This is a genomic window from Granulicatella elegans (assembly GCF_020735385.1).
Taxonomy (GTDB): domain Bacteria; phylum Bacillota; class Bacilli; order Lactobacillales; family Aerococcaceae; genus Granulicatella; species Granulicatella elegans_B.
The window spans coordinates 1,120,873-1,143,097 of record NZ_CP085953.1 but is presented as its reverse complement, the minus strand read 5'-3'; the positions used below and the strand labels follow the sequence as shown (position 1 = coordinate 1,143,097).

18 protein-coding genes, 1 pseudogene and 1 other annotated feature are annotated in these 22,225 nt (G+C 33.5%); of the genes and pseudogenes, 1 reads left to right on the top strand and 18 read right to left on the bottom strand.

Going from position 1 to position 22,225, the window contains the following annotated elements:
- Position 1 precedes the first annotated feature (1 nt).
- The 7 genes and pseudogenes from LK443_RS05660 to LK443_RS05630 all read right to left on the bottom strand — a co-directional run bounded on the left by LK443_RS05660 (position 2) and on the right by LK443_RS05630 (position 7,247).
- Positions 2 to 205, bottom strand: a complete 204-nt coding sequence (locus LK443_RS05660) for a helix-turn-helix domain-containing protein (RefSeq protein ID WP_075659016.1) — start codon at positions 203 to 205, stop codon at positions 2 to 4.
- A gap of 250 nt (positions 206 to 455) precedes the next feature.
- Positions 456 to 1,405 (bottom strand): annotated as a pseudogene (locus tag LK443_RS05655) (IS30 family transposase).
- 890 nt (positions 1,406 to 2,295) lie between these two features.
- Positions 2,296 to 3,642 (bottom strand): ISL3 family transposase, encoded by a 1,347-nt coding sequence (locus LK443_RS05650; RefSeq protein WP_227931002.1) that lies wholly within the window; start codon positions 3,640 to 3,642, stop codon positions 2,296 to 2,298.
- A 55-nt stretch (positions 3,643 to 3,697) separates the two neighbouring features.
- The gene (locus LK443_RS05645) at positions 3,698 to 4,762 is read right to left on the bottom strand and encodes a HAMP domain-containing sensor histidine kinase (protein ID WP_227931001.1); all 1,065 of its coding nucleotides are present in this window, start codon (positions 4,760 to 4,762) and stop codon (positions 3,698 to 3,700) included.
- Positions 4,755 to 5,438 (bottom strand): response regulator transcription factor, encoded by a 684-nt coding sequence (locus tag LK443_RS05640; RefSeq protein WP_227931000.1) that lies wholly within the window; start codon positions 5,436 to 5,438, stop codon positions 4,755 to 4,757. The genes LK443_RS05645 and LK443_RS05640 overlap by 8 nt, the downstream gene beginning before the upstream one ends.
- Before the next feature lie 35 nt (positions 5,439 to 5,473).
- Entirely contained in the window at positions 5,474 to 6,151 is a 678-nt protein-coding gene (locus LK443_RS05635; RefSeq protein ID WP_227930999.1) for an ABC transporter ATP-binding protein, read from the bottom strand.
- A gap of 1 nt (position 6,152) precedes the next feature.
- Positions 6,153 to 7,247: an ABC transporter permease gene (locus LK443_RS05630; protein WP_227930998.1), complete on the bottom strand. Its 1,095-nt coding sequence runs from the start codon at positions 7,245 to 7,247 to the stop codon at positions 6,153 to 6,155.
- A 257-nt stretch (positions 7,248 to 7,504) separates the two neighbouring features.
- Between LK443_RS05630 and LK443_RS05625 the strand changes: the two genes are divergently transcribed.
- Positions 7,505 to 8,824: an ISL3 family transposase gene (locus LK443_RS05625; protein ID WP_227930997.1), complete on the top strand. Its 1,320-nt coding sequence runs from the start codon at positions 7,505 to 7,507 to the stop codon at positions 8,822 to 8,824.
- Positions 8,825 to 8,877: 53 nt separating this feature from the next.
- On the opposite strand, the gene LK443_RS05620 is transcribed toward LK443_RS05625, so the two are convergent.
- From LK443_RS05620 to ftsE, 11 genes are all read right to left on the bottom strand, one after another.
- On the bottom strand, positions 8,878 to 9,216 hold the full coding sequence (locus tag LK443_RS05620) for a type II toxin-antitoxin system PemK/MazF family toxin (protein ID WP_227930996.1): 339 nt from the start codon (positions 9,214 to 9,216) through the stop codon (positions 8,878 to 8,880).
- Positions 9,217 to 9,231: 15 nt separating this feature from the next.
- Positions 9,232 to 10,350: an alanine racemase gene (gene alr, locus LK443_RS05615; protein ID WP_227930995.1), complete on the bottom strand. Its 1,119-nt coding sequence runs from the start codon at positions 10,348 to 10,350 to the stop codon at positions 9,232 to 9,234.
- A gap of 4 nt (positions 10,351 to 10,354) precedes the next feature.
- A complete protein-coding gene (gene acpS, locus LK443_RS05610) occupies positions 10,355 to 10,735 on the bottom strand; it encodes a holo-ACP synthase (RefSeq protein WP_227930994.1) in 381 nt (126 codons plus the stop codon).
- A gap of 160 nt (positions 10,736 to 10,895) precedes the next feature.
- A complete protein-coding gene (locus LK443_RS05605; protein WP_227930993.1) occupies positions 10,896 to 12,425 on the bottom strand; it encodes a DEAD/DEAH box helicase in 1,530 nt (509 codons plus the stop codon).
- A gap of 249 nt (positions 12,426 to 12,674) precedes the next feature.
- Positions 12,675 to 14,063, bottom strand: coding sequence for a UDP-N-acetylmuramoyl-tripeptide--D-alanyl-D-alanine ligase (locus LK443_RS05600; protein WP_227930992.1), 1,389 nt, complete (start codon positions 14,061 to 14,063; stop codon positions 12,675 to 12,677).
- Positions 14,064 to 14,110: 47 nt separating this feature from the next.
- On the bottom strand, positions 14,111 to 15,184 hold the full coding sequence (locus LK443_RS05595; protein WP_227930991.1) for a D-alanine--D-alanine ligase: 1,074 nt from the start codon (positions 15,182 to 15,184) through the stop codon (positions 14,111 to 14,113).
- Positions 15,185 to 15,495: 311 nt separating this feature from the next.
- Positions 15,496 to 16,182, bottom strand: a complete 687-nt coding sequence (gene radC, locus LK443_RS05590; protein ID WP_227930990.1) for a RadC family protein — start codon at positions 16,180 to 16,182, stop codon at positions 15,496 to 15,498.
- A gap of 65 nt (positions 16,183 to 16,247) precedes the next feature.
- Positions 16,248 to 17,507, bottom strand: coding sequence for a bifunctional folylpolyglutamate synthase/dihydrofolate synthase (locus LK443_RS05585; protein ID WP_227930989.1), 1,260 nt, complete (start codon positions 17,505 to 17,507; stop codon positions 16,248 to 16,250).
- A gap of 145 nt (positions 17,508 to 17,652) precedes the next feature.
- Positions 17,653 to 20,298 (bottom strand): valine--tRNA ligase, encoded by a 2,646-nt coding sequence (locus LK443_RS05580; protein WP_227930988.1) that lies wholly within the window; start codon positions 20,296 to 20,298, stop codon positions 17,653 to 17,655.
- A gap of 60 nt (positions 20,299 to 20,358) precedes the next feature.
- Positions 20,359 to 20,570, bottom strand: a binding site (T-box leader).
- 66 nt (positions 20,571 to 20,636) lie between these two features.
- Positions 20,637 to 21,524 (bottom strand): permease-like cell division protein FtsX, encoded by an 888-nt coding sequence (gene ftsX, locus LK443_RS05575; RefSeq protein ID WP_227930987.1) that lies wholly within the window; start codon positions 21,522 to 21,524, stop codon positions 20,637 to 20,639.
- Positions 21,514 to 22,200 carry a cell division ATP-binding protein FtsE gene (gene ftsE, locus LK443_RS05570; protein WP_227930986.1) on the bottom strand — a complete coding sequence of 229 codons (687 nt, stop codon included), beginning with the start codon at positions 22,198 to 22,200 and terminating at the stop codon, positions 21,514 to 21,516. The genes ftsX and ftsE overlap by 11 nt, the downstream gene beginning before the upstream one ends.
- Between the last annotated feature and the right edge of the window lie 25 nt (positions 22,201 to 22,225).

Here is a 22,225-nt window from a genome sequence, read left to right as displayed (position 1 = left end):
CCTAATCCTCCTTGATTTCTATAATATCCTCAATTTTGCAATTCAAAGCTCTACATATTTTCTCTATTGTTTCAAGAGAAACGTAATTATCATTTTTTAATCTGGTTGATATATTAGCACTATACCCAGCTTTCTTTTGTAAATCTGAAACACTCATATTTTTATCTATCAATAAATGGAATAATTTTCGATATGTTATAGCCATGTGTACTCCTTATAACAATATGTAATACACGAATAAATAAAATATTCAATGAAAATATTATACCACATTTTACAGCTTAATCTTTACATATTTCTTAAGACGGATTTATTTCCGTCTTTTTTTAATTTTTCATTTGTCAAATTAAGCTAGAATTTTTTAACACTTATCAATTGATAAACTAAAACAAAATAAATCAATAACTCCCTAGGGAGTTCGCGCCAAAAATTTGGCGCTTTTTTCTCGACCTTGATTATGCTACAAATTGTTGGATATATTCCCTAAACACTTCAATAGGAATTAAATACCCCAATGACTTTCTGGGGATTTTATTTCTGTAATGAGCGATTGATTGTATAAACTCTTCATCAATTGGATTGAAATCCATTTGTTTTGGTAAGCCGTCTTTTCTTAGTAATCCATTGGAATTTTCATTTAATCCTCTTTGACTAGAACATCCAGGATCTGCAAAGAATATATGGATATCATGCTCGTTACAGATACTTTTCCAATAAGAAAACTCTTTCCCACAATCGAATATGATTGTCTTTACAAAATTTTTAGGAAGATGACTCAACCACTCGTGAAGACGTTCTTCAATATCTTTTGCGGTTCTTCCATTCGATTTTAACGTAACAATCAATTTAGACTTTACTTCCACTAAAGTAATAACACCGCTCTTATGTTTTTTTCCAACCATTGTATCTCCTTCGAAGTGACCAAATTCCTCTGAAAGATTTGGGAATAGTTCATTTCTTTCTTTAATTCCACGTTTGAAGGCTTGTTTTCCACGTTTTTCTTGATGGTTATTTGGTTTTTTTGTCCCTTCATTAGTAAATCTTGAACACTTAATTCAGAAGTGTCTTGATATCTTCTATATAATGTTCTAACGGACATCCCTAAATCTCTTTCATTACGACCAATAATAACATCAGGTGTCCAACCTTCTTGATTCTTTTCTCGAAGATACTCAACATCTTCTTGTGAGAGTATCTTTTTCTTAGCACCGCATCTTTTTTTATTGACGCAGTATCGATAATAGTATTCATGTACTGTATGGCCTTGCTTTAAAAAGTTGATAACATTATAGATAGTTTGTAGTGAACGATTCAGTTTTTGCGCAATAACAGCTACTTTTTCTCCTTTTTCCCAATATCCCTCTATCCAAATTAATTCTTCTATGCTAATATGTTGGTAAGTCAATATGAAACACTCCTTATTTTTGTAGTGATTAATTTGGTTTTAGTGTATCATATTGGTTTTTTATTACATTTATTTTTTCTAGCTTAATTTTACAATCAGCGAATTATGAATAAGAATAAATTAGTTTCTTAGCAGTAAATATGTTTTCTATTATTTCTTCTAACATGAAAACGATTGAGATGAATAAAAATATTGTTATATCAACATTCTTATCTCGTGCATTATATTTTTTATGTATTTATCTAAGATGTCGCCTTTTATGACTGCCGAAAATGCCGATTTTATTCTTATATAGTTTTTTATTCCAATATTTTCCTACATTTTAATATCCGATATCTTATATAATTCAAGGTGAGATAGTCTTTCGCCAATATAGGATTACATATAAGGTTTTTTAAGGTTTTTGTGTTAGTTGATATGTTATGTACATATAATTGACTTATATCAAATCCCTCTTTTTCTTATATTATCTTACACTTCAAACTATATACGAAATACTAATTTTCAGCAATCAAAATCCTTTATTCTGCTTATCGAGTCTATCTGAAACAAAAAAACTCAACGAGCCCCCATCCTCAGGGATTTGTTGAGCTTAATTTTTAGGCTCATCGACAAATTCTGTTGGTGGATTAAATTTAACACCAAATTAAGTCTTTCATTTTAAATGAACAAAGTGGAAGAAAATTAACGATTTAATTAATTTAACAATCAACCACAAACATAACTATGAACGAAATCTAGTTTTAACTTTATAATGAGCAGGGGCATGTTATCCGCGATTAGCGGTTTGGGGGCTGTGAAATTTGATATTATTTTTCGCTTCCCCCAATTCAACATGCCCATGGAGGCTCATTGTCAAGTTAAAACGACTCTATACATACTTTTTTAACTCATAATGACTTTCTATTGACCGGGGTAAAGAAACAACCTTTAATAATCTTGATTCTTAATTTCATATTCTCAAAATTTCGATATCCATATGCAACACGTTTAATTACTTTAATGAGATTATTCGTTCCTTCAATAGCTCCATTGGAATATCCTGTCGTAAAAGCTTGATAAATCCCATTCTTAAAACGTTTAAACACTTCAAACTTCTTCTTAAATTCATAAGGTAATTGTTTTGGAATTTCCTTTATACATGTCATAAATGCCTCGTAATCTTTCTTTTTATAGGCTTTTCTAAGTTCTTGAATGAAATCATATGCATCTGATAACACTTCGTCAAAACTCAATAATTTTTCTACCAATTGAGCTTGAGTAAGATAGGTTTTGAAGTGATAATTGTACCTTAATTTTTCTTCATCTAATTCATCACTAGGCTTTAAGAGTACTTTCCAGTAACGTTTCAATGTCTTCTGTTGTGTTGATTTCGCTGAGAATTGCTTCATAATCACAATGCGCAGTTGATTAAAATTACGATTCATATGTTGAACGATATGGAATCGATCTACTACGATAACAGCATTTGGAAATACTGTTTTAATAAGGTTTTGATAAGAAGCATTCATATCCATCACTAAATATCTTACTTTTAAACGTTGTTTACGAGAAAACTTCATAAAGAATGAAATCATTTCATGAAGTGTTCTACCAGGCAAAATATCAATTAATTGGCGATTTTCTCCATCTAAACAAATGAAATTCATTTTCCCTTGTTGCGTTTTAACGCCTCTAAATTCATCTAAACAAAGCACTTTAGGTAAATAATGATACTGCTGCATTGTTTTTATTTTAAACTTTTTCATCACTCTTTCAACAGTCTTATCAGAAATTGAAAGGAGTTTAGCGATTGCTTTTCTAGAGAAGTTTTCTTTTAAATACAACATAATTTGACACTCTAAATCATAAGAAATATTACTATTTTTTGGAACAAGAGGGCAATCTGCAACCCATGTTTTATGACAATCTTTACAGATGAATCGTTGTACTTTAAGGTCTAAAATAGTCTTATGTCCAAATAGGTGTGGAATTCTAATTTTATGTTCCATAGGAGAATGTTTCATCACATTTTCGCTAGAACAATATAGACAAGAAGTACAAGCACTTGTCCAAGTTCCATTAATTTTATGAACTGTTTCATTGTTTTCTGTCACGATTTCTAACCAATTTTCATCCGTAATAAAATTTTCTTCTGTTAATCTTAGTAATTTTCGTATACAATAGTCCATGAGAGAAATCCTCCTTTGATTTGTTTTAGTCGACTTAATCATAACTCGGATTTCTCTTTTTTGCATGTAAAAAATCCTGTCGGTGATTTCTCACCAACAGGATTTGTCGAACAACCAATTTTTACAATGATTCATCTTCTATCGGTAATATAATTTCAAATACGCTTCCTTTTCCTAGTTCGCTTTCTACCGAAATTTCACCTTTTAGACGATGCACAATGGATTGAACAATCGCTAGTCCTAATCCATTTCCTTCTTGCACATGTGATTGTTCTGCTTGGTAAAATTGTTCAAAAATATGTCGTTGTGCTTCTGGAGTAAGTCCAATTCCCTTATCTTCAATCAGAACCTTAACCTGTTGATTTTCTTCAAGAATCGTAATGTTTAATTCGACTGTATCTCCAGAATATTTAATCGCATTATCAATTAAATTGGTCCAAACTTGCATCATCAAATCTGCATCGGTTCGACAATAGACAGGCTTACTTGAAAAAGTTAAGTGAATTTCTTTCTCTTTCCACTTTTCCGTCATCAAAATGACTGCATGTCGAATTTGTTCATCCAATTGAACTTTTGTTTTCTGCGGTGAAAAGCCTTTTTCCATTTTTGTAAGTGTTACAATATCATCACATAAACGACTCAATCGCATACTTTCTGATTGTAAAATATGAGTTAAGTCCCTTCTTGTTGCTTCATCCAATTTTTCGTCTGCTAGTAAATCACTTACTCCTACTAATGCAGCAATTGGAGTTTTTAATTCATGGGAGAAATTCGCAATAAAATCTGCACGGTGTTGGCTACTCTTCTTTAAATCTTCAGCCATTTGATTGATATTTCGAGCTAATTGATCAATTTCATTATGATATTTCGCAGTGTCTTTTGGATACTGTCTACGGTAGATTTTATGATTATAGTTTCCCTTAGAAATTGATTTAACAGATTCATTCAAATCAGAAATTGGACGTGTTAAATAAACGGATCCCCACCACATCACTAAACTTCCAATCACAATAATCGTTCCGCCAAAAATCAGTAACCAGGACGTTAAACTTGTTTCGATTTTTAACAGATTTTTCAAGAAAAATATGACCGCTACTCCAATAAAACTGGTCGCTACTAATATTATAAAAAATAAGCGGACAAAATATTTTCGAAGTGAAAATTGAATTTCTTTTTGTTTATCCATGTTTAATTGTTCCTTTATAGCCTAATCCTCTAACCGTTACAATGTCGAAATCTTCGTTCCCTTTTAGTTTTTGACGAATTCTTTTAATACAAGCATCGACTAAACGCTCGTCATAATCTTCTTCCATTCCCCATATATCATCTAACAAATCTAATCGTGTAAAGATTTTTTCAGGATGACTTAATAATTTGTATAATAAGAAAAATTCTTTTGGGGGAATTTGTACTTGTTCTCCTGTTGTTAAATCCGTCATTGTTAAGGCATTGTAATCTAATCGAGTGTGAGTAAACGTCAGCACTTTTTCTGCTTCTAGTTGAGATCTTCTCAATAATGCTTTCACTCTTAAAACGAGTTCTTCTAATCGTAGAGGCTTGACCATATAGTCATCCACCCCTAATTTAAAAGCTTCTTCTAACGATTCTAATTGAGATTTTGCGGTAATCATTAAGATTGGCAATGTATACTTCGTTTCTCTCAATATTTGAACGAATTCATAACCATCCATCTCAGGCATCATAATATCTGAAATGACTAAATCAATCTGTTGTTTCTCCATCAAATTCAAAGCTTCTTGTCCATTTTGAGCAGTATAGACAGAGTAATTTTCTTGCTTTAATTTTGTAGAAATCATTGTTTTAATCGCAAAATCATCTTCACAAACTAATATACTAAACATAGTTCCTCCTTATTAGGAACATTATAGCATATTTCTTACAGGCGAACTAAACTTCCTTTTTTTAACTCATAGACAGTGTCCACATATTCTAATACTGAACGGTCGTGAGTAACCATAATGGCACTCTTTTGTTTTTCTTTTACTTCTCTTTGAATTAATTGAGCAATTTCCTGTGCTTTTTCCGGATCCAAACTCGCCGTTGGTTCATCTGCTAAAATTAATTGCGGATTTCCGATAAACGCTCGTGCAATAGCAACTCTTTGTTTTTGCCCACCAGAAATTTGATTTGGGTATAAATGATAACACCCGTCTACCCCTAATTCTTTTAATAATGTTTGAACTTCTTCTTTACGTTTAGCAGAATCTTTTTGTCCTTTTAATTTAGAAACTTCTTCTAATTGATTTCCAACTGTCATATAAGACAATAATTGATGATCTTGGAAAATAAATCCTAATAATTCTAAACGTTTTTTAGTCCATTCGCTTTGCGTTACATTCGTTAAGTTTTGATCTGCAATGCGTATTTCTCCTGAATCAGAAGATAATAATAATCCAGCAATCGATAAAAACGTTGACTTTCCTGAACCTGAAGGCCCTACAATCGCAACAAATTCCCCTTTATTCACGGTTAAATTCAAATCATGGAGAATTTCTCTTTTTTGCATTCCGTCCATAAATGATTTTGTAATATTTTTTAATTCAATAACTGACATACTATTCACCCTTTCCACCAATGACTTCAATTGGATCTACTTGTTTAATTTTTAAAATCGATAACGCTCCACATAATACAGCGATAAGAATAAAGCTCAATGCAATCGTGACATTTCCTTGTAAGGTCATATAAAACGGCATCGCACTTGGAAGAACTAATGCCATGGCAAATGCTAAAGCCAATCCGACTCCTACTCCAATCACTGATAAAATACCGATTTGAGATAGTTGAATGGCTGTAATTTGTTTCATCGACATACCAATAGCTTTTAACACACCAAATTGTTGTAATTTTTGCAATGTTAAAATGTAGAAAAACACTCCTAAAATAGCTGAAGATGCTACTAGTAATACCCATGTAATCATCGTTAACGTCATATTTTCAGCTGTATATCCTGGGATTTTCTTAATTAGTTGTTTTGGTTGAAATACGATTAGCTGATTAGACAACTGGTCAGAATCAACCGCTTGTTTTGTTACAATTGTTTGTGGTTTCCAAGTATAATTAGGATCAGTTTTTTGACGCATTGCTTCATATGTTTCTGCAGTGACAAATGCAATGGAACTATGTCCATATTTAGCATTTTTGGCAAAAGCTACGACTGTTAAATTGTCTTTTGACGCTTTATCTTGAATGGTATCTCCTACTGCAATGCCTTTTTCTTTATACGATTCATCTAATACCACTTCTTGATTCCCTAATTTTTCTAATGAGTAATTCATTGTTTCTACTTTGCTAGATACTTGATTTAAGTGATCCACTGCAAAAAATGTTACATCTTGCGTACTGTCTTCATTTTCTTTTGATAGAGAAGAACGTTGAATGACTAAGCCAAACGATTCTTCTAATTTTAATGCTTCAATTTCTGTTAAACTTTGGCTTGTAAAATTTGAAAAAGGAATCACTCCTTCTGAATCTTTTGAAAGAATATATTGTACTTCACCAAAATTTTCAATTTGTGCAGTAATTGTTCTTCCTAATCCATTTGTTAATCCTGATAAAAATATGACCATAAACATCATAATGACAATCAGTACCTCGATTAAAATAAATTTTTTAGGTTGATATTTAATTTCATTCCATGCTATTTTCATGTAAATTTCTCCTTTATTCTCAATTGATATATTTACTATAAGAGAGAAATATGACCTGAATATGACATTGGAGTCATTGAGGCAAAAAAATAGAATAAGAATTTTAACTTCTTATTCCATCATTTTCGTATTATTTTGGGTTCTATAATTTATAGGGTTGATGGAGAAAATCCACCAACCCTATTTTAGTGTATACAAAAAGGGCTTCATCCCTTATATTAAAAGCGTCTAAACTATTTAAGAGGAGATGAAACCCTATGACTACTATACAAGAAGTTGTGCTACAAATCAAAGATAAAAATGTAAAATGGGAAGATAATGTAGAAGAAGGGTATTTTAAGAAGAAAAAAAGCTTGTTTTTCTTCGCTACCTATACCTATTGCCTAGACGCTTGCCCTAACTGTAGTTGTGTAAATCGTGATTTTTCTATTGTTAAAAACGGTACTCGTACTTCTAGAATTACGCTTAATCCGGTTTCTGGATTGCCTGCTTTTCTTAAATTAAGAAAACAGCGTTTCTTCTGCCGTGAATGCTCTCATAGTTTTACTGCTGATACAACTAGTATCGTAGACCTTAATGCTTTTATTTCTAAAAATGTAAAAAATGAAATGAAAGTCAAAGCTTGCGAAACAGTTTCTGAATCTCATATCGCTAAAGAAATGAATGTTTCTGTTCATACTGTTCGCAGAGTTGTCAATGAAACTGCTGAATCTCTTAGAATTAAGCCTTTAAATGAGTTACCTGAACATATGTGTTGGGATGAATTTAAGTCTGTAGCTTCCGCTGAATCTAGTATGAGTTTTGCTTATTGTGACGCTATTACTCATCAACTTGTTGATGTTGTTCAAGATAGAAAAATGAAGAATTTAGTTCGTTATTTCAACCAGTTTCCTCTACAAACACGTTTAAATGTTAAAACAATTTCGATTGATATGTATGCTCCATACATTGAAGTCATTAAACGTTTATTCCCTAAGGCTAAAATTATTATTGATCCATTTCATATTATTCAAGCTTTAAATAGAGAATTAAACAAGACAAGAACAAGAAAAATGAATCAAGTACGCTTTAAAGATAGACGTCTTTATAATAAATTAAAACGTTACTGGAAACTAATCTTAAAAAATCGAGATGACCTTCAATCCTATCACTACAGCTATTACCGATTATTCGATTGGTTAACGCATTCTCAAGGAATTGTAGATTATTTATTACAAGAAGTACCTTCACTTAAACCAGAATATGAAACAGTACATCAATTAAGAGAAGTTTTTAAAGAGCGAAATTTCAATGATTTCAAAGAAGAATTGATGAGTGTACAACCAAAACTTCTGTCTGATGGATTAAATCGTGTTCTCCAAACATTTAAGAAATTTTTACCGTATTTACAAAATTCTTGTGAGTATCCAACACTTTCAAATGGACCTATTGAAGGGATTAACAACAAGATAAAAGTACTTAAAAGAAATGCATATGGCTACAGCAGTTTTACTCATTTTAGAAATAGAATTCTACTAATGTCTAAACTATTTACTCCAACAACTAAAAAAGGAATTAAGCAACCTGACGCTGCTTAATTCCTTCACTAAAATTGTTTCATCAACCCTATTTGACAAAGAGCCTTATTTTGTTAAATTCCGAAACTAATTCTGAGACCTTCATTTACTTTTTCCATAAAGGCATCATCGACTTCTGTTATTCTTTCAATTAATCGAACTTTATCAATGGTACGAACTTGTTCTAATAACACAGTAGATTCCTTACTAAATTGAAATTGATCTTTTTGAATTTCAATATGCGTTGGTAAATTCGCTTTTTCATGTTTTGCCGTAATAGCAGCGACAATTACCGTTGTACTAAAATGATTCCCAACATCATTTTGAACAATTAGAACGGGACGTTTTCCTCCCTGTTCACTTCCTACTACAGGAGATAAGTCTGCTAAATATACTTCTCCTCTTTTTACCATCTATCCTTCTCCTAATTATAATTTATAACTTCTTGGCACACGATCACTAATTAAACATAATGATTCATATGAAATAGTGTGACTTCTATGAGACAATTCTTCTGCCGTAATGCACTCATTACCATTTTTTCCTAATAGAGTTACCTTTGTTCCTACTGACATTTCATAAGGAAGACGAATCATACATTGATCCATACAAACTCGTCCAACTATTGGACATCTTACCCCTGAAACAATGACTTCACCAGGAACATATGCACGAAGGTAGCCATCCGCATATCCTACGGGTAATGTAGCAATCCATTCATCTTCACTACAAGTATAAGTAGCACCATAACTAATCGTATCCCCTGCATGTAGTTGTTTTACATAAACCATTTCCGTTTCCCAAATTAATGCTTCTTCTAATTGTAATGTGTCAGGAAGTTGTAATTCTCCATTAGAAGGATTTAATCCGTACAAACCAATCCCCCATCGAATCACATTTGTTGTTAATCCTTCATGCCAAATAGCTGCAGCTGAATTCGAACAATGAACATAAGTTGGACGTTGTTCTAAAGCTTCAACACACTCATTAAATGATGCCAATTGCTGTTCGAACTGACTCGTATCTGCTTCATCAGCAGTCGCAAAATGAGTAAAGATTCCTTCAAAAACAAATTGCGAATCATGTTCTCTTAAAAATTGTTCTATCTCTTGAACTTGTTCTGGTGTTCGAACTCCAATTCTTCCCATCCCTGTATCAATCGCTAAATGCACAATCAGTTGCTTTCCATCTGGAATTAGAGTCTGGGCTTTTTTTAACCATTTCAGGGAACTAACAGTTGTCGAAATACGATAATCACAAAGAATTGGCACATCTTCTAATCGACTAATTCCTAATATCAAAATCGTTTCTTGGCACCCTTCTTGTCTTAATTGAATGGCTTCATCTAACAATGCTACACAAAAACCTGCAACTCCTTCTTCATGAGCCGCTTTAGCAACTTCCATCATTCCATGTCCATAAGCATTTGCCTTTACTACGGCAAATATATCTGTATTGGGATAATGGACTTTGACAGTTTTAATATTTTGTTTAATCGCATTTAAATTAATAATTACACGTGTATTCCTATGAATTGCAGGAAACATATCTTCACTTTCCTTCTTCTATATTTGAGGGAGTCTTTTCTAAAATAACAACAGCGTACGCATCATGGTTTGTATGCGTAATACTGACATGTTTTTGATAATGGTGTGGAGCAGTTAATACTGGTTGTCCAGTCTTAGCATTTAGAATTTCAATGTCTTGAAAAGATACAGCTTTTCCTATTCCAGTCCCTAGTGCTTTAGAATAAGCTTCTTTGGCTGCAAATCTTCCTGCTAAATATTCTACTTTTCTTTTGATGCCTAAAGTTTCATAGACAGAATATTCCTTTGAAGTTAATACTCGTTGAATAAAGGATGAATCTTGTACTACAATTTTTTCGATTCTTGATAATTCAATTGCATCCATTCCGACACCAATAATTGCCATTTCCATTCTCCCTTTAAAAACATAATGTATCTCTTATTGTATCAAATGAAATCATATTTGTCAGAAATTTTTAAAAAGTTTATAAATTAATCTAATAAATTTAACCATACACTATGTAGCTTTGTATTAAAAAAGACGACTAAGGTCGTCTTTTCATTCATTATTTTTGACGGATGGTAAATCCTTTGTCAGATTTCTTTTTATGATTTCTACGACGAGAATCTTTACTCTTATATCCACGAGTATATTCCTCATCTAAACCACGACCACGGCGGTCTTCTTTACGTTTGAAGCTTCCTTTACCATTACGGCCTCGGTGATCTTTACGATCACTACGACTGTAATTTCCACGGCTATTACCACGTTTACGGCTTGGTAACGGACGTTCTGGAGTGATTTTAACAGGAATTTCTGTTGGGTCTTTAATCATTCCACTCACTAATAATGCTGCTAATTCATCTGCTTCATATTCATCTAATAAATAAGAAATAGCCTCTTTGAAACGACGTGTGTCTACTGACTTCATCTTTTCATCAATTTGCTCAATGGCAGATTTCATTTGTCCTTCTATTGCTTCCATTTGAGTTGGTGGACGTAATGCAGTCATTCTCTTACGAGTTAAATCTTCAATTACACGTAAATAATCCATTTCATTTGGTGTTACAAAAGTCACTGACATTCCTTCTTGTCCCGCACGTCCTGTACGTCCAATGCGGTGAACATAACTTTCTGGATCTTGTGGAATATCGTAGTTATAAACATGAGTTACACCCGAAATATCTAATCCACGTGCTGCTACGTCTGTTGCTACTAAAATATCTAAATGATTATTTTTGAAATCACGTAAAACGCTCATACGTTTTTGTTGACTTAAATCACCATGAATTCCTTCTGCACGAAAACCACGCATTTCAAGTCCACGTGCTAGTTCATCTACACGACGTTTTGTACGACCAAACACAATGGTTAATTCTGGTGTTTGAACATCTAATAAACGAGTCATAATATCAAATTTTTCAAAATCTTTACATTTTACAAAATATTGATCAATTAATGTCGCTGTCATTTCACTTGATTTAATACGAACATGTTCAGGTTCTTTCATAAACTGAACTCCAATTCGTTTAATATCATCTGGCATTGTGGCAGAGAATAATAACGTTTGGCGGTTTTCTGGGACTAATTTAATAATCGATTCGATATCTTCTAAAAATCCCATATTTAACATTTCATCTGCTTCATCTAATACTAATGTTTCAATATTGTCTAAACGAAGTGTTTTTCTAGAAATGTGGTCTAATAAACGTCCAGGTGTTCCTACTACGATGTGTGGTTGATCTTTTAATTGACGAATTTGGCGACCGATATCTGCACCACCATAAACGGCTTGTACATGAATTTTTTTATCTTTTCCTAAGCGATATAATTCTTCTTGCGTTTGAATCGCTAACTCACGCGTTGGAGCAATGACTAATCCTTGTACTTTACGATTACGAAGATTAATTTTTTGAAGCATTGGTAATCCAAATGAAGCTGTTTTCCCTGTACCTGTTTGCGCTTGACCAATGACATCTTTGCCGGCTAAGGCTAATGGAATCGTTTGTGATTGGATCGGTGTTGCTTCCTCAAACCCCATTTTTTCAATAGATTCTAATAAGGCTGAATCTAAGCCTAATTCATTAAATTTCATATTTTCCTCCTTGTACTACTGAAGAGAAGCACACGAGGTATCTAGACCTTCACAATAAAAGTCTGGAACATCTTGAGCTCCAGACTTCTGAACATTATGAGATTATACAATATTACTTGTCCAATCTTCATCATATATATCATTACATTTGTGTAAACTTCTCAACTCTTCAAGTACTATAGCATGTTCACAGCTAGATTGCAAAGAAAATCCCTTTGATTCACAAATGAAATACTGATCAAATAGAAATTATGCTTCTTTTAACGCCTCTACAACTGCTAACAATCCCGTACCATTACTAGATTTTACTAATACTTGATCATTTTGTTGTAACTCTTCTTTTAATAATTGAATCAATACAGTTTTATCACTTTCAACATAATGTAAATGAGATTCTTCAAAGCGAGATTTTAACGCTTCATATAAAGCACTCATTTCTTCCCCATATAAATACACTTCTTGAATTTCCTCTGGAAACATTACTTCAGAAATACTTGCATGTAATGCTTTTGATTGTTCTCCTAATTCGCGAATGTCTCCTAATACGACAATTTTACGTCCATTAGAAGCTACAGATGTAAAGGATTGAATCACAGATTTCATCGCAATTGGACTTGCATTATAAGCATCATTTAAAATTTTAGAACCACGAATGCCCTCCACCCATTGCGTACGATTTTTTGTTAACTCAAACTGTTGAATCGCTTCAATGGCTTGTTCTAATGGCACTCCACATTCTAACCCTACTTGAAGAGCAGCTAGCGCATTATTGACATTGTAAGCTCCTAATACAGGTAGTTGAACAGAATGTTTGGAAGGTTTCACTAAGTCAAAAAGAGTATGGTCTTCAAATAATTGAATATTTTCAGCCTGAATCACACTGCTCTTTCCTTCTCCAAATGGTAACACCTTAAAATGTTCTTCTGCTTGCATTTCTTCTAGTTCTTTTTCTAATAGAGGTTCATTGGCTGGGAAAATGATACTTCCTTTTTCATGTAATCCTTTTAAGATTTCTAATTTAGCTTTCGCAATTCCTGCACGACTTCCTAAATTTTCCATATGAGATTCACCGATTAGAGTAATCACCGCTACAGAAGGTTTTGCTAGTTTGCTTAGAAACTCAATTTCACCAAAATCACTCATGCCCATTTCTAATACTAATTGTTCCGTATCTTCTGGCATATCTAAAATCGTTTGCGGTAATCCAATATCATTATTAAAATTCCCTTGGGTTTTGTATACACGATAACGACTAGAAAGTACTGCAGCAGTCATATCTTTTGTTGTTGTTTTCCCAGAACTTCCTGTAATGCCGATAACATTTGGTTGTACTTTTTCTAAATACCATTTTGCTAATTCTTGGAAAGCTTCTAGTGGATCATCTACCCAAATCGCACAAATTCCTTCTGGTGGAGTTTGGTCTTGTCTTCCCCAAAATACAGCTTTTGCGCCTTTTTCTATCGCTTGTTCAATGTAATCATGTCCATCTGTTTGTCCTTTTAATGGAATAAATAAACTATTTTGAGTTAATTTTCTTGTATCAAATGAAACTGATTCAATACTATCAAAACGATAATCTGTTTGATAATCAATTGCTTTAACAGCTTTTACAATTTGTGCCACTGTTCCGATTGCCATGTTTTTACTTCCTCTCTCACAAAAAGCGCCTCGGGGAGGCGCCTTTTTTATGCATTTTGTCGATCTTTATAACGTTTTAAAGCTAATTGAATTAATTCATTCACTAAATCTTTATAAGAAATTCCTGTTTTCTCCCAAAGAAGTGGATACATACTAAATTGCGTAAATCCTGGTAAAGTATTTACTTCATTAATGTAAATATCATTTGTTTCTGTTAAGAAGAAATCACATCTTGTTAAACCACTACCATCAATTGCACGGAATGCTTTTGCAGAATATTCTCTTACTTTAGCAGAAACTTCATCCGAAATTTGCGCTGGAATTTCTAATGTAACGGTATTGTTAATATATTTTTCATTGTAGTCATAAAAACCACTAGTCTTAACAATTTCACCTACAACAGAAGTATTCGCTTCATCATTTCCTAGAACTGCACATTCAATTTCTCTTGCTTCAATTCCTTGTTCTACGACAATTCTACGGTCATATTTTAATGCCTCAATAATTGCTGCAGTTAGTTCTTCACGATTTTCCGCTTTTGAAATTCCTACACTTGATCCCATATTAGCTGGTTTAACAAATACTGGGTAAATTAATGTTCCTTCAATTTTATTATAAATACTTTCAGGATTTTGTTTCCATTGTGTTTTATTAAATGGTACATATGGTAATTGTGGTAATCCTGCTTGTTGGAATAATTGTTTACTTGTAATTTTATCCATTCCGCAAGCACTTGCTAATACGCCACATCCAACATATGGAACATCCATCATTTCAAACAATCCTTGAATAGTTCCATCTTCCCCATTAGGTCCATGTAACACTGGGAAAACAATACATTCGTCTTCTTTTAAATCATAAGGAGTTACTAAAACGCCTGTCGAAACTTTCCCTTCGCTTGTTGCAAAGTGAGCTTCTTGACTTGCTTCTAATCTTAATGCTTCAGAAAAAACTACAGGACCTGTTAATGGTTCCCCTTTAAGCCATTCTCCTTTTCGATTAATATAGACTGGTTGAACTTCATAATAATCAAAATAGATTTCTTTAATAATTGAAAAAGCCGTTAAAATCGAAATATCATGTTCAGCACTTTTGCCTCCATAAACGACTATAATTTTCATAAACAATCCTCCAACTAGAACTATCTTATCTAGATACTTCTTTCATATTTCATACACTAGTATATCAAATGCACTATCAACTGACAAGGTACTCACATTTTATCAAAACACCTTAGGAAATATAAAAAGAGCCAAGCGAACTTGCCTCTTTAACAGATTTAACGATTATTCCTTGGCTGGTCGGTGTATCCAACATCTCAGGTACCTCAATAAGGTTCGGCAGAAACCCTTTCTGCCCTCAAAGAATCATACTGTCTACTTGTATTTTACGGATTATTTTTGTTCGTTTCAACTTTTTAAGCAATGCTTCTTTAGAAATACCCCTCTTCTTTAAGGGAGCAGTATGAATGATCCCCCACAATAAAATGATCTAACAATTCAATCCCCATCATTTCTCCACATTCCGACAGTCGTCTTGTAAAATCAATATCCGCTTGAGATGGTGTAACATTTCCACTTGGATGATTATGCCCAATAATAATTCTTGCTGCAGAAAAACGAACGGCTTCTCTAAAAATTTCTCTTGGATGAACGACTGCTTGATTGAGTCCTCCTCGAAAAATAATTTTTTTCTTAATCACTTCATTTTTTGAATTTAAAAATAATGCAATTAAATGTTCTTGATATAAATCTTTTAATTCTTCCATAATACATTCTCCCGCTTTTTGCGAGCTTGTAATATGTCCTAATTTTGTTTGCTTCGCTGTTCCTAATCGAATTCCCAATTCCATTGCAGCTTTTAATTCAATGGCTTTTGTTCGTCCAATTCCATGAATTGCCATTAATTCTTCCACTGTTGCCATTTTTAATGTAAATAAATCTTCAAACGTATTTAACACGACTTTTGCTAATTGTAGTACATTTAATTCTCTAGATCCTGTCCGAAGCAAAATTGCTAATAACTCATAAGTTTCTAAACTTTTAGCTCCTAATTTTTCTAATCTTTCCCTTGGCATTGACTCCAAAGGTAATTCTAATAATTGTTGATCTAGTTCCATTTTATTGCCTCCTCTTGCAAATAATACTTTCACTTATATATACGCAAAAAAAGGCCAAAAAAATTTTATTTTACGAAAATTTTTCTTACAAAAGAAATAAAATAGAGAGAGCCTGTAATCCAAAGTGTTTCCTTACCAGATGCTCGTGTGACATATTCCTCAATAAATGGATGCGCATCCTCTACAAATTCAATCTCATTATTAGGGTAGTCCGTTTTTTCAATAGCGCCTACATACTCAAAAGTTGTTATTACTAAACGAGCTTCAAGTAATTCTTTTCGTAAATAATCAACCATTTCTTTATAATGTTTTCTCTTTAGAGCGGAAAATAAAATCGTCTGTTGAGACCCATCTTCTCCATGTTGTTTTACCGTCTCAACCAATCGTTTTAATGCATGAATATTATGAGCTCCATCTAATATTACTGTAGGACTTTGATGTACGACTTCCATTCTTCCTGGCCAGGTAACCGTTTTGAAACTTTCTTGAATAGCTGATGAATCAATTGGAAGTTGGAATTTCTTTTTAAATAGTAAAAAAGATTCTAACGCTACTGCAGCATTTTCTAATTGATACTTTCCTTTCAAATTCAAACGTGGAATTTGAATTTGAAAATTTAAACGTTTAAAAATTAGCCCTTCTTCATACGGTTCAATATTAAACTCTCGTTCCAACTGATGGATGTCACAGTTATAAGCTTGTCCCACGACTTCAGCGACTTTCAAAGCTTCTGTTGGCAAATTTCCCAATACGACTTCTTGATTTTGTTTAAAAATTCCTGTTTTTTGAATCGCAATTTCTTCAAGTGTATTTCCTAACATTTCTTCATGATCAAAACCAATCGATGTAATCACACTCATCGTTGAATGAACAATATTAGTTATATCTAATAATCCACCAATTCCTACTTCTAATAAAGCGACTTCCACTTTTTTTCTAGAGAAATACACTAACGCCATAGCCGTCATGATTTCAAAGAAACTTAATGGTTCATATTCGTCTATCAATTTTACTTCTGCTTGTCGAACAAGATCTCCAACGATTTCAAAGTCTTCTTCAGACATTACGTTGCCATTTATTAAAAAACGATCCGTATAATCGATTAAATGAGGGGAAACAAATGCTCCTACCTTTTGCCCATGATGAACAAATAAGGACGATAACATCGCAATTGTAGAACCTTTTCCATTTGTTCCTGTGACATGAATAATCGGATAATCATCTTGCGGATTTCCAAGAAGAGACATGACTGCTCTCATTCTCTCTAATCCGTATTTTCGTTTATATTTCATTCGATCTAATATCCACTCTCTAACTGTTTGCATGAACTTCCCTTCTTTCATTTTTCATCATACAAATTCCCACTTCATCTTGCAAGAAATAATAAACTTTCTACATACTTCATGAACCAAAAAATCCTGCTAGTGATTTCTCACCAACAGGATTTGTCTTATTCATTTCACGGCATCATTATGCTAATGTTTTTAATGTTGCAATACGTTCTAGAACTGCTTGACGTTGGTCAGCGTATTCTTTTCCTTTTGCACGCTCTGCTTCTACGACAGCTTCTGGTGCTTTCGCAACGAATTTTTCATTTGATAATTTTTTTTCTACACGATTCACTTCATCTTGTAATTTAGCCACTTCTTTTTCTAAACGAGCAATTTCATCATCAATATTAATTAATCCTGCTAATGGTAAATAGATTTCAGCTCCACTAATAACACTTGTTACAGCGTGGCTTGGTGCTTCTACTTCTAACCCATATTCAAATGATTCAGGATTACAGAAACGAGCAATATAGCTTTCATTTTCTGATAAAATAGCTTGAATATCCGCATTTGAAGTTTTAGCAACAATCGCAATTGGTTTCGATAATGGTGTATTCATTTCGTTTCTGCTTGTACGAACGGAACGAATAAAATCCATTAAGAATTCCATTTTTTCTGCTGCTGCTTCATCCATTTGACTTTCTTGTACAACTGGATATTGAGCAACGACTAATGAATCTCCAATATGAGGAACTGATTGCCAAATTTCTTCTGTTACGAATGGCATAATTGGATGTAATAAACGTAATGTTTGATCTAATACATACACTAAAATGCTACGAGTTGTTAATTTAGCAGCTTCATCATTTCCTGCTAATGTTTCTTTAGACATTTCAATATACCAGTCACAGAAATCATCCCAAATAAAACGATATAATAGACGACCCGCTTCACCGAATTCAAATTTCTCGAATAATTCTGTTACTTTAGCAATTACTTGATTTAATCGTGTTAAAATCCATTTGTCTGCTAAAGTTTTTTCACCAGTAATATCTAATTGGTCCACTGTTAAATCGCCAATATTCATTAATGCATAACGGCTAGCATTCCAAATTTTGTTGATAAAGTTCCATGCAGCATCCATTTTATCTGTTGAATAACGAACATCTTGTCCAGGTGCTGAACCATTTGCTAAGAACCAACGTAATGCATCTGCTCCGTATTGTTCGATAACTTCCATTGGATCTACACCATTACCAAGAGATTTACTCATTTTACGTCCTTGGCTATCACGAATTAATCCGTGAATTAATACATTTTTAAATGGACGTTTGCCAGTAAATTCTAATCCTTGGAACATCATACGGCTTACCCAGAATGTTAAAATATCATAACCTGTTACAAGTGTACTTGTTGGATAATAACGTTTATAGTCACTAGACTCAACATCTGGCCAACCCATTGTTGAAAATGGCCATAATGCAGATGAGAACCATGTATCTAATACATCCACATCTTGTGTCCAGTTTTCAGCATCTGCTGGAGCTTCTATTCCAACATATACTTCACCAGTTTCATTATGATACCATGCTGGAATTTGATGTCCCCACCATAATTGACGAGAAATTACCCAGTCGTGAATATTTTCCATCCAACGTAAGTATGCATCATTAAAACGTGGTGGGTAGAAATTAACTGTATTGTCTTCTTCTGCACGTTGTGCTTGAATCGCTTGTTCTGCTAAAGGTCCCATTTTAACAAACCATTGTTTTGATAAACGAGGTTCTACAACAACATCTGTACGTTCAGAATGTCCCACACTATGAACATGTTTTTCAATTTTCACAAGAAGCCCTGCTTCTTCTAAATCTTTGACAATGGCTTTACGAGCTGTAAAACGATCCATACCTTCGTATTTTCCAGCTAATTCATTCATTGTAGCATCATCATTCATTACATTTACACGTGGTAAGTTATGACGATTTCCTACCTCAAAGTCATTTGGGTCATGGGCAGGTGTAATTTTTACAACCCCTGTTCCAAAATCTTGTTCAACATACTCATCTGCAATAATTGGAATTTCTTTTCCAACTAATGGTAAGATTACTGTTTTACCAATTAATGCTTGATAACGTTCATCTTCCGGATGAACTGCAACCGCAGTATCTCCAAGTAGCGTTTCTGGACGAGTCGTTGCAACTTCTAATACTCCACTTCCATCCGCTAATGGATAATTCATATGGTAGAAAGCACCTTCTACATCTTTATGGATTACTTCGATATCTGATAAAGAAGTTTTTGCTTTTGGATCCCAGTTAATAATGTATTCTCCACGGTAAATCAAGCCTTTTTCATATAACGTTACGAATACTTTTTTAACAGCATCTGATAACCCCTGATCTAATGTGAAACGTTCACGACGATAGTCAACTGAAATTCCCATTTTTGCCCATTGTTCACGGATATGGCTTGCATATTCTTCTTTCCATTCCCATGTTTGTTCTAAGAATTTTTCACGCCCTAGGTCATAACGAGATAAACCTTCTCCACGTAATTTTTCTTCTACTTTTGCTTGAGTCGCAATTCCGGCATGATCCATACCTGGTAACCATAATGTATCGTACCCTTGCATACGTTTTTGACGAATAATCATATCTTGTAATGTAACGTCCCACGCATGTCCTAAGTGTAATTTTCCTGTTACATTTGGTGGTGGAATAACGATTGAATACGGTTCTGCGTTTGGATCTTCGTTTGGATGGAAGACTCCTGACTCAACCCACCATTGATATTTTCCTGCTTCAACTTCTTGTGGTTGAAACTTTGGTGACATTTCTTTTGCCATTTTTTTCCTCCTTGATGAAATGATTTTTGATACAATAAAAAAATCCTATGAAGATTCACTTCATAGGACGATTATTTTCGTGGTACCACCTAATATTCACATCATAACTGATGCCTTTGACGTTGTTAACGAAGTCTACTCCGAGCTAAGTTACTATCATTCCCCTAGCCAACTTACAAGCTACCTTCATACAAATTCGTTAAGAAGTTTCACCAACCCTTCTCTCTCTATCAACTAAAATTCGTATTACTCCTCTTGTGCAATGCTTTTATTCTATGCAATATAGTCTACCATTGTTTAACAATACTTGCAAATGATTTTCCTTGCATTTATCACACTTATTTTTTCAAAAAACGACGCATTGAGAAAATAGAACCAAATGATCCAATTAAAATCCCAACTCCAGCCATCGTCCAAGATAGGCGATATAAGAAAGGATTTGGCGCTAATAAGCTAAAGTTTGATCCCGCAAAGAAATCACTTCCGCCTTTATACACCCATAAATATAAAGCCCATAATAAAGTAATTGGAAGAATGGAACCAATCAATCCAATTAATCCACCTTCTAAGAAGAAAGGCCAACGAATATAGGCTTTTGTTGCTCCTACTAATTGCATAATTTCAATTTCTGTTTTTCGTGCATAAATCGTAGATCGAATTGTATTAGAAATTAAAAACAGCGCAATAATTAATAATACAGAAATGACTCCAATCCCAACATTTCGTGCAGTTGCAATGACTTTAAATAAGGCATCCGCACGTGCTCCACCATAGTTCACACGAGCTACATAATCCATTTTTTCAATCACATTTGCAACTTCTTTTGTTTGTTTTGGATTTTTAGTACTCACATCAAATGCATCTCTCAATGGATTACTATCATTTTTAAATAATTCAAATTCTTGTGCAACACTCTTTGTAATATCTTCTAACTCTTCATCTTTTGAGCGAAACTTCACTGTATCGACCGTATCCAGTGCTTCAATCGCAGCTTTCAATTCTTCCGTCTTTGTTTCATCAGCTGCCAAATCAATATACACACGAACGTTTACATCTTGTTCTACATCAGTCGCAATTTTATTCATATTAAATAATAATGAAACAAAAATCCCTACTAATAATAATACCATTGACACCGCAGAAATCGCACCAAATGTAGACCAACCATTTCTAAATAAACTTTTAACGGCATCACGAATATGACGCCACATTGTTCTAATCTTCATATCCGTACTCTCCATCCTCTTGGTCACGTACAATACGACCCATTTCAATTGCCAATACTCGATGTTTCTTTTCATTTACAATTTGGCTATTATGAGTTGCCATTACAATCGTTGTCCCTTGTTGATTAATTCTTTCTAAAATATCCATAATTTCCATAGAAGTTTCTGGATCTAAGTTACCTGTTGGTTCATCTGCAATTAAGACAGCAGGATTATTTACAATCGCTCTGGCAATCGCTACACGTTGCTGTTCTCCCCCAGACAATTGATCCGGAAACATGGTCATACGATGTTTCAAGTTTACTAACGCTAATACTTCCTCAACTTTTCGTTGAATTTCTTTTGGTGCTTTTTCAATTACTTCCATCGCATAGGCAACATTTTCAAATACTGTTAAACGAGGTAATAATTTAAAATCTTGGAACACGACTCCTACATAACGTCTTAAATAAGGAATTTCACGTTCTCTCATTTTTGTTAAATCATATTTCCCTACAGTAATTCTTCCTTTAGTGGCTTTTTCTTGACGATACATCATTTTTATAAACGTTGATTTCCCTGCACCTGATGGGCCTACAACATATACAAATTCTCCATCTTGAATTCTGACAGATAAATTATTTACGGCTAAAATACCCTTTCCATATTTTTTTGAAACATTCATCATTTCAATCATACTCTCACCAGCTTTCTCTATTCAT

Coding starts and splice junctions, on each gene's coding strand:
- LK443_RS05605 (WP_227930993.1), bottom strand. CDS start 12,425: ATGAAATTTAATGAATTAGGCTTAGATTCAGCCTTATTAGAATCTATT.
- alr (WP_227930995.1), bottom strand. CDS start 10,350: ATGTTTCCTGCAATTCATAGGAATACACGTGTAATTATTAATTTAAAT.
- LK443_RS05580 (WP_227930988.1), bottom strand. CDS start 20,298: ATGGCAAAAGAAATGTCACCAAAGTTTCAACCACAAGAAGTTGAAGCA.
- LK443_RS05660 (WP_075659016.1), bottom strand. CDS start 205: ATGGCTATAACATATCGAAAATTATTCCATTTATTGATAGATAAAAAT.
- acpS (WP_227930994.1), bottom strand. CDS start 10,735: ATGGCAATTATTGGTGTCGGAATGGATGCAATTGAATTATCAAGAATC.
- LK443_RS05600 (WP_227930992.1), bottom strand. CDS start 14,063: ATGGCAATCGGAACAGTGGCACAAATTGTAAAAGCTGTTAAAGCAATT.
- LK443_RS05630 (WP_227930998.1), bottom strand. CDS start 7,247: ATGAAAATAGCATGGAATGAAATTAAATATCAACCTAAAAAATTTATT.
- LK443_RS05585 (WP_227930989.1), bottom strand. CDS start 17,507: ATGCAAACAGTTAGAGAGTGGATATTAGATCGAATGAAATATAAACGA.
- LK443_RS05650 (WP_227931002.1), bottom strand. CDS start 3,642: ATGCAAAAAAGAGAAATCCGAGTTATGATTAAGTCGACTAAAACAAAT.
- LK443_RS05640 (WP_227931000.1), bottom strand. CDS start 5,438: ATGTTTAGTATATTAGTTTGTGAAGATGATTTTGCGATTAAAACAATG.
- radC (WP_227930990.1), bottom strand. CDS start 16,182: ATGGAACTAGATCAACAATTATTAGAATTACCTTTGGAGTCAATGCCA.
- LK443_RS05635 (WP_227930999.1), bottom strand. CDS start 6,151: ATGTCAGTTATTGAATTAAAAAATATTACAAAATCATTTATGGACGGA.
- LK443_RS05625 (WP_227930997.1), top strand. CDS start 7,505: ATGACTACTATACAAGAAGTTGTGCTACAAATCAAAGATAAAAATGTA.
- LK443_RS05645 (WP_227931001.1), bottom strand. CDS start 4,762: ATGGATAAACAAAAAGAAATTCAATTTTCACTTCGAAAATATTTTGTC.
- ftsE (WP_227930986.1), bottom strand. CDS start 22,200: ATGATTGAAATGATGAATGTTTCAAAAAAATATGGAAAGGGTATTTTA.
- LK443_RS05595 (WP_227930991.1), bottom strand. CDS start 15,184: ATGAAAATTATAGTCGTTTATGGAGGCAAAAGTGCTGAACATGATATT.
- LK443_RS05620 (WP_227930996.1), bottom strand. CDS start 9,216: ATGGTAAAAAGAGGAGAAGTATATTTAGCAGACTTATCTCCTGTAGTA.
- ftsX (WP_227930987.1), bottom strand. CDS start 21,524: ATGAAGATTAGAACAATGTGGCGTCATATTCGTGATGCCGTTAAAAGT.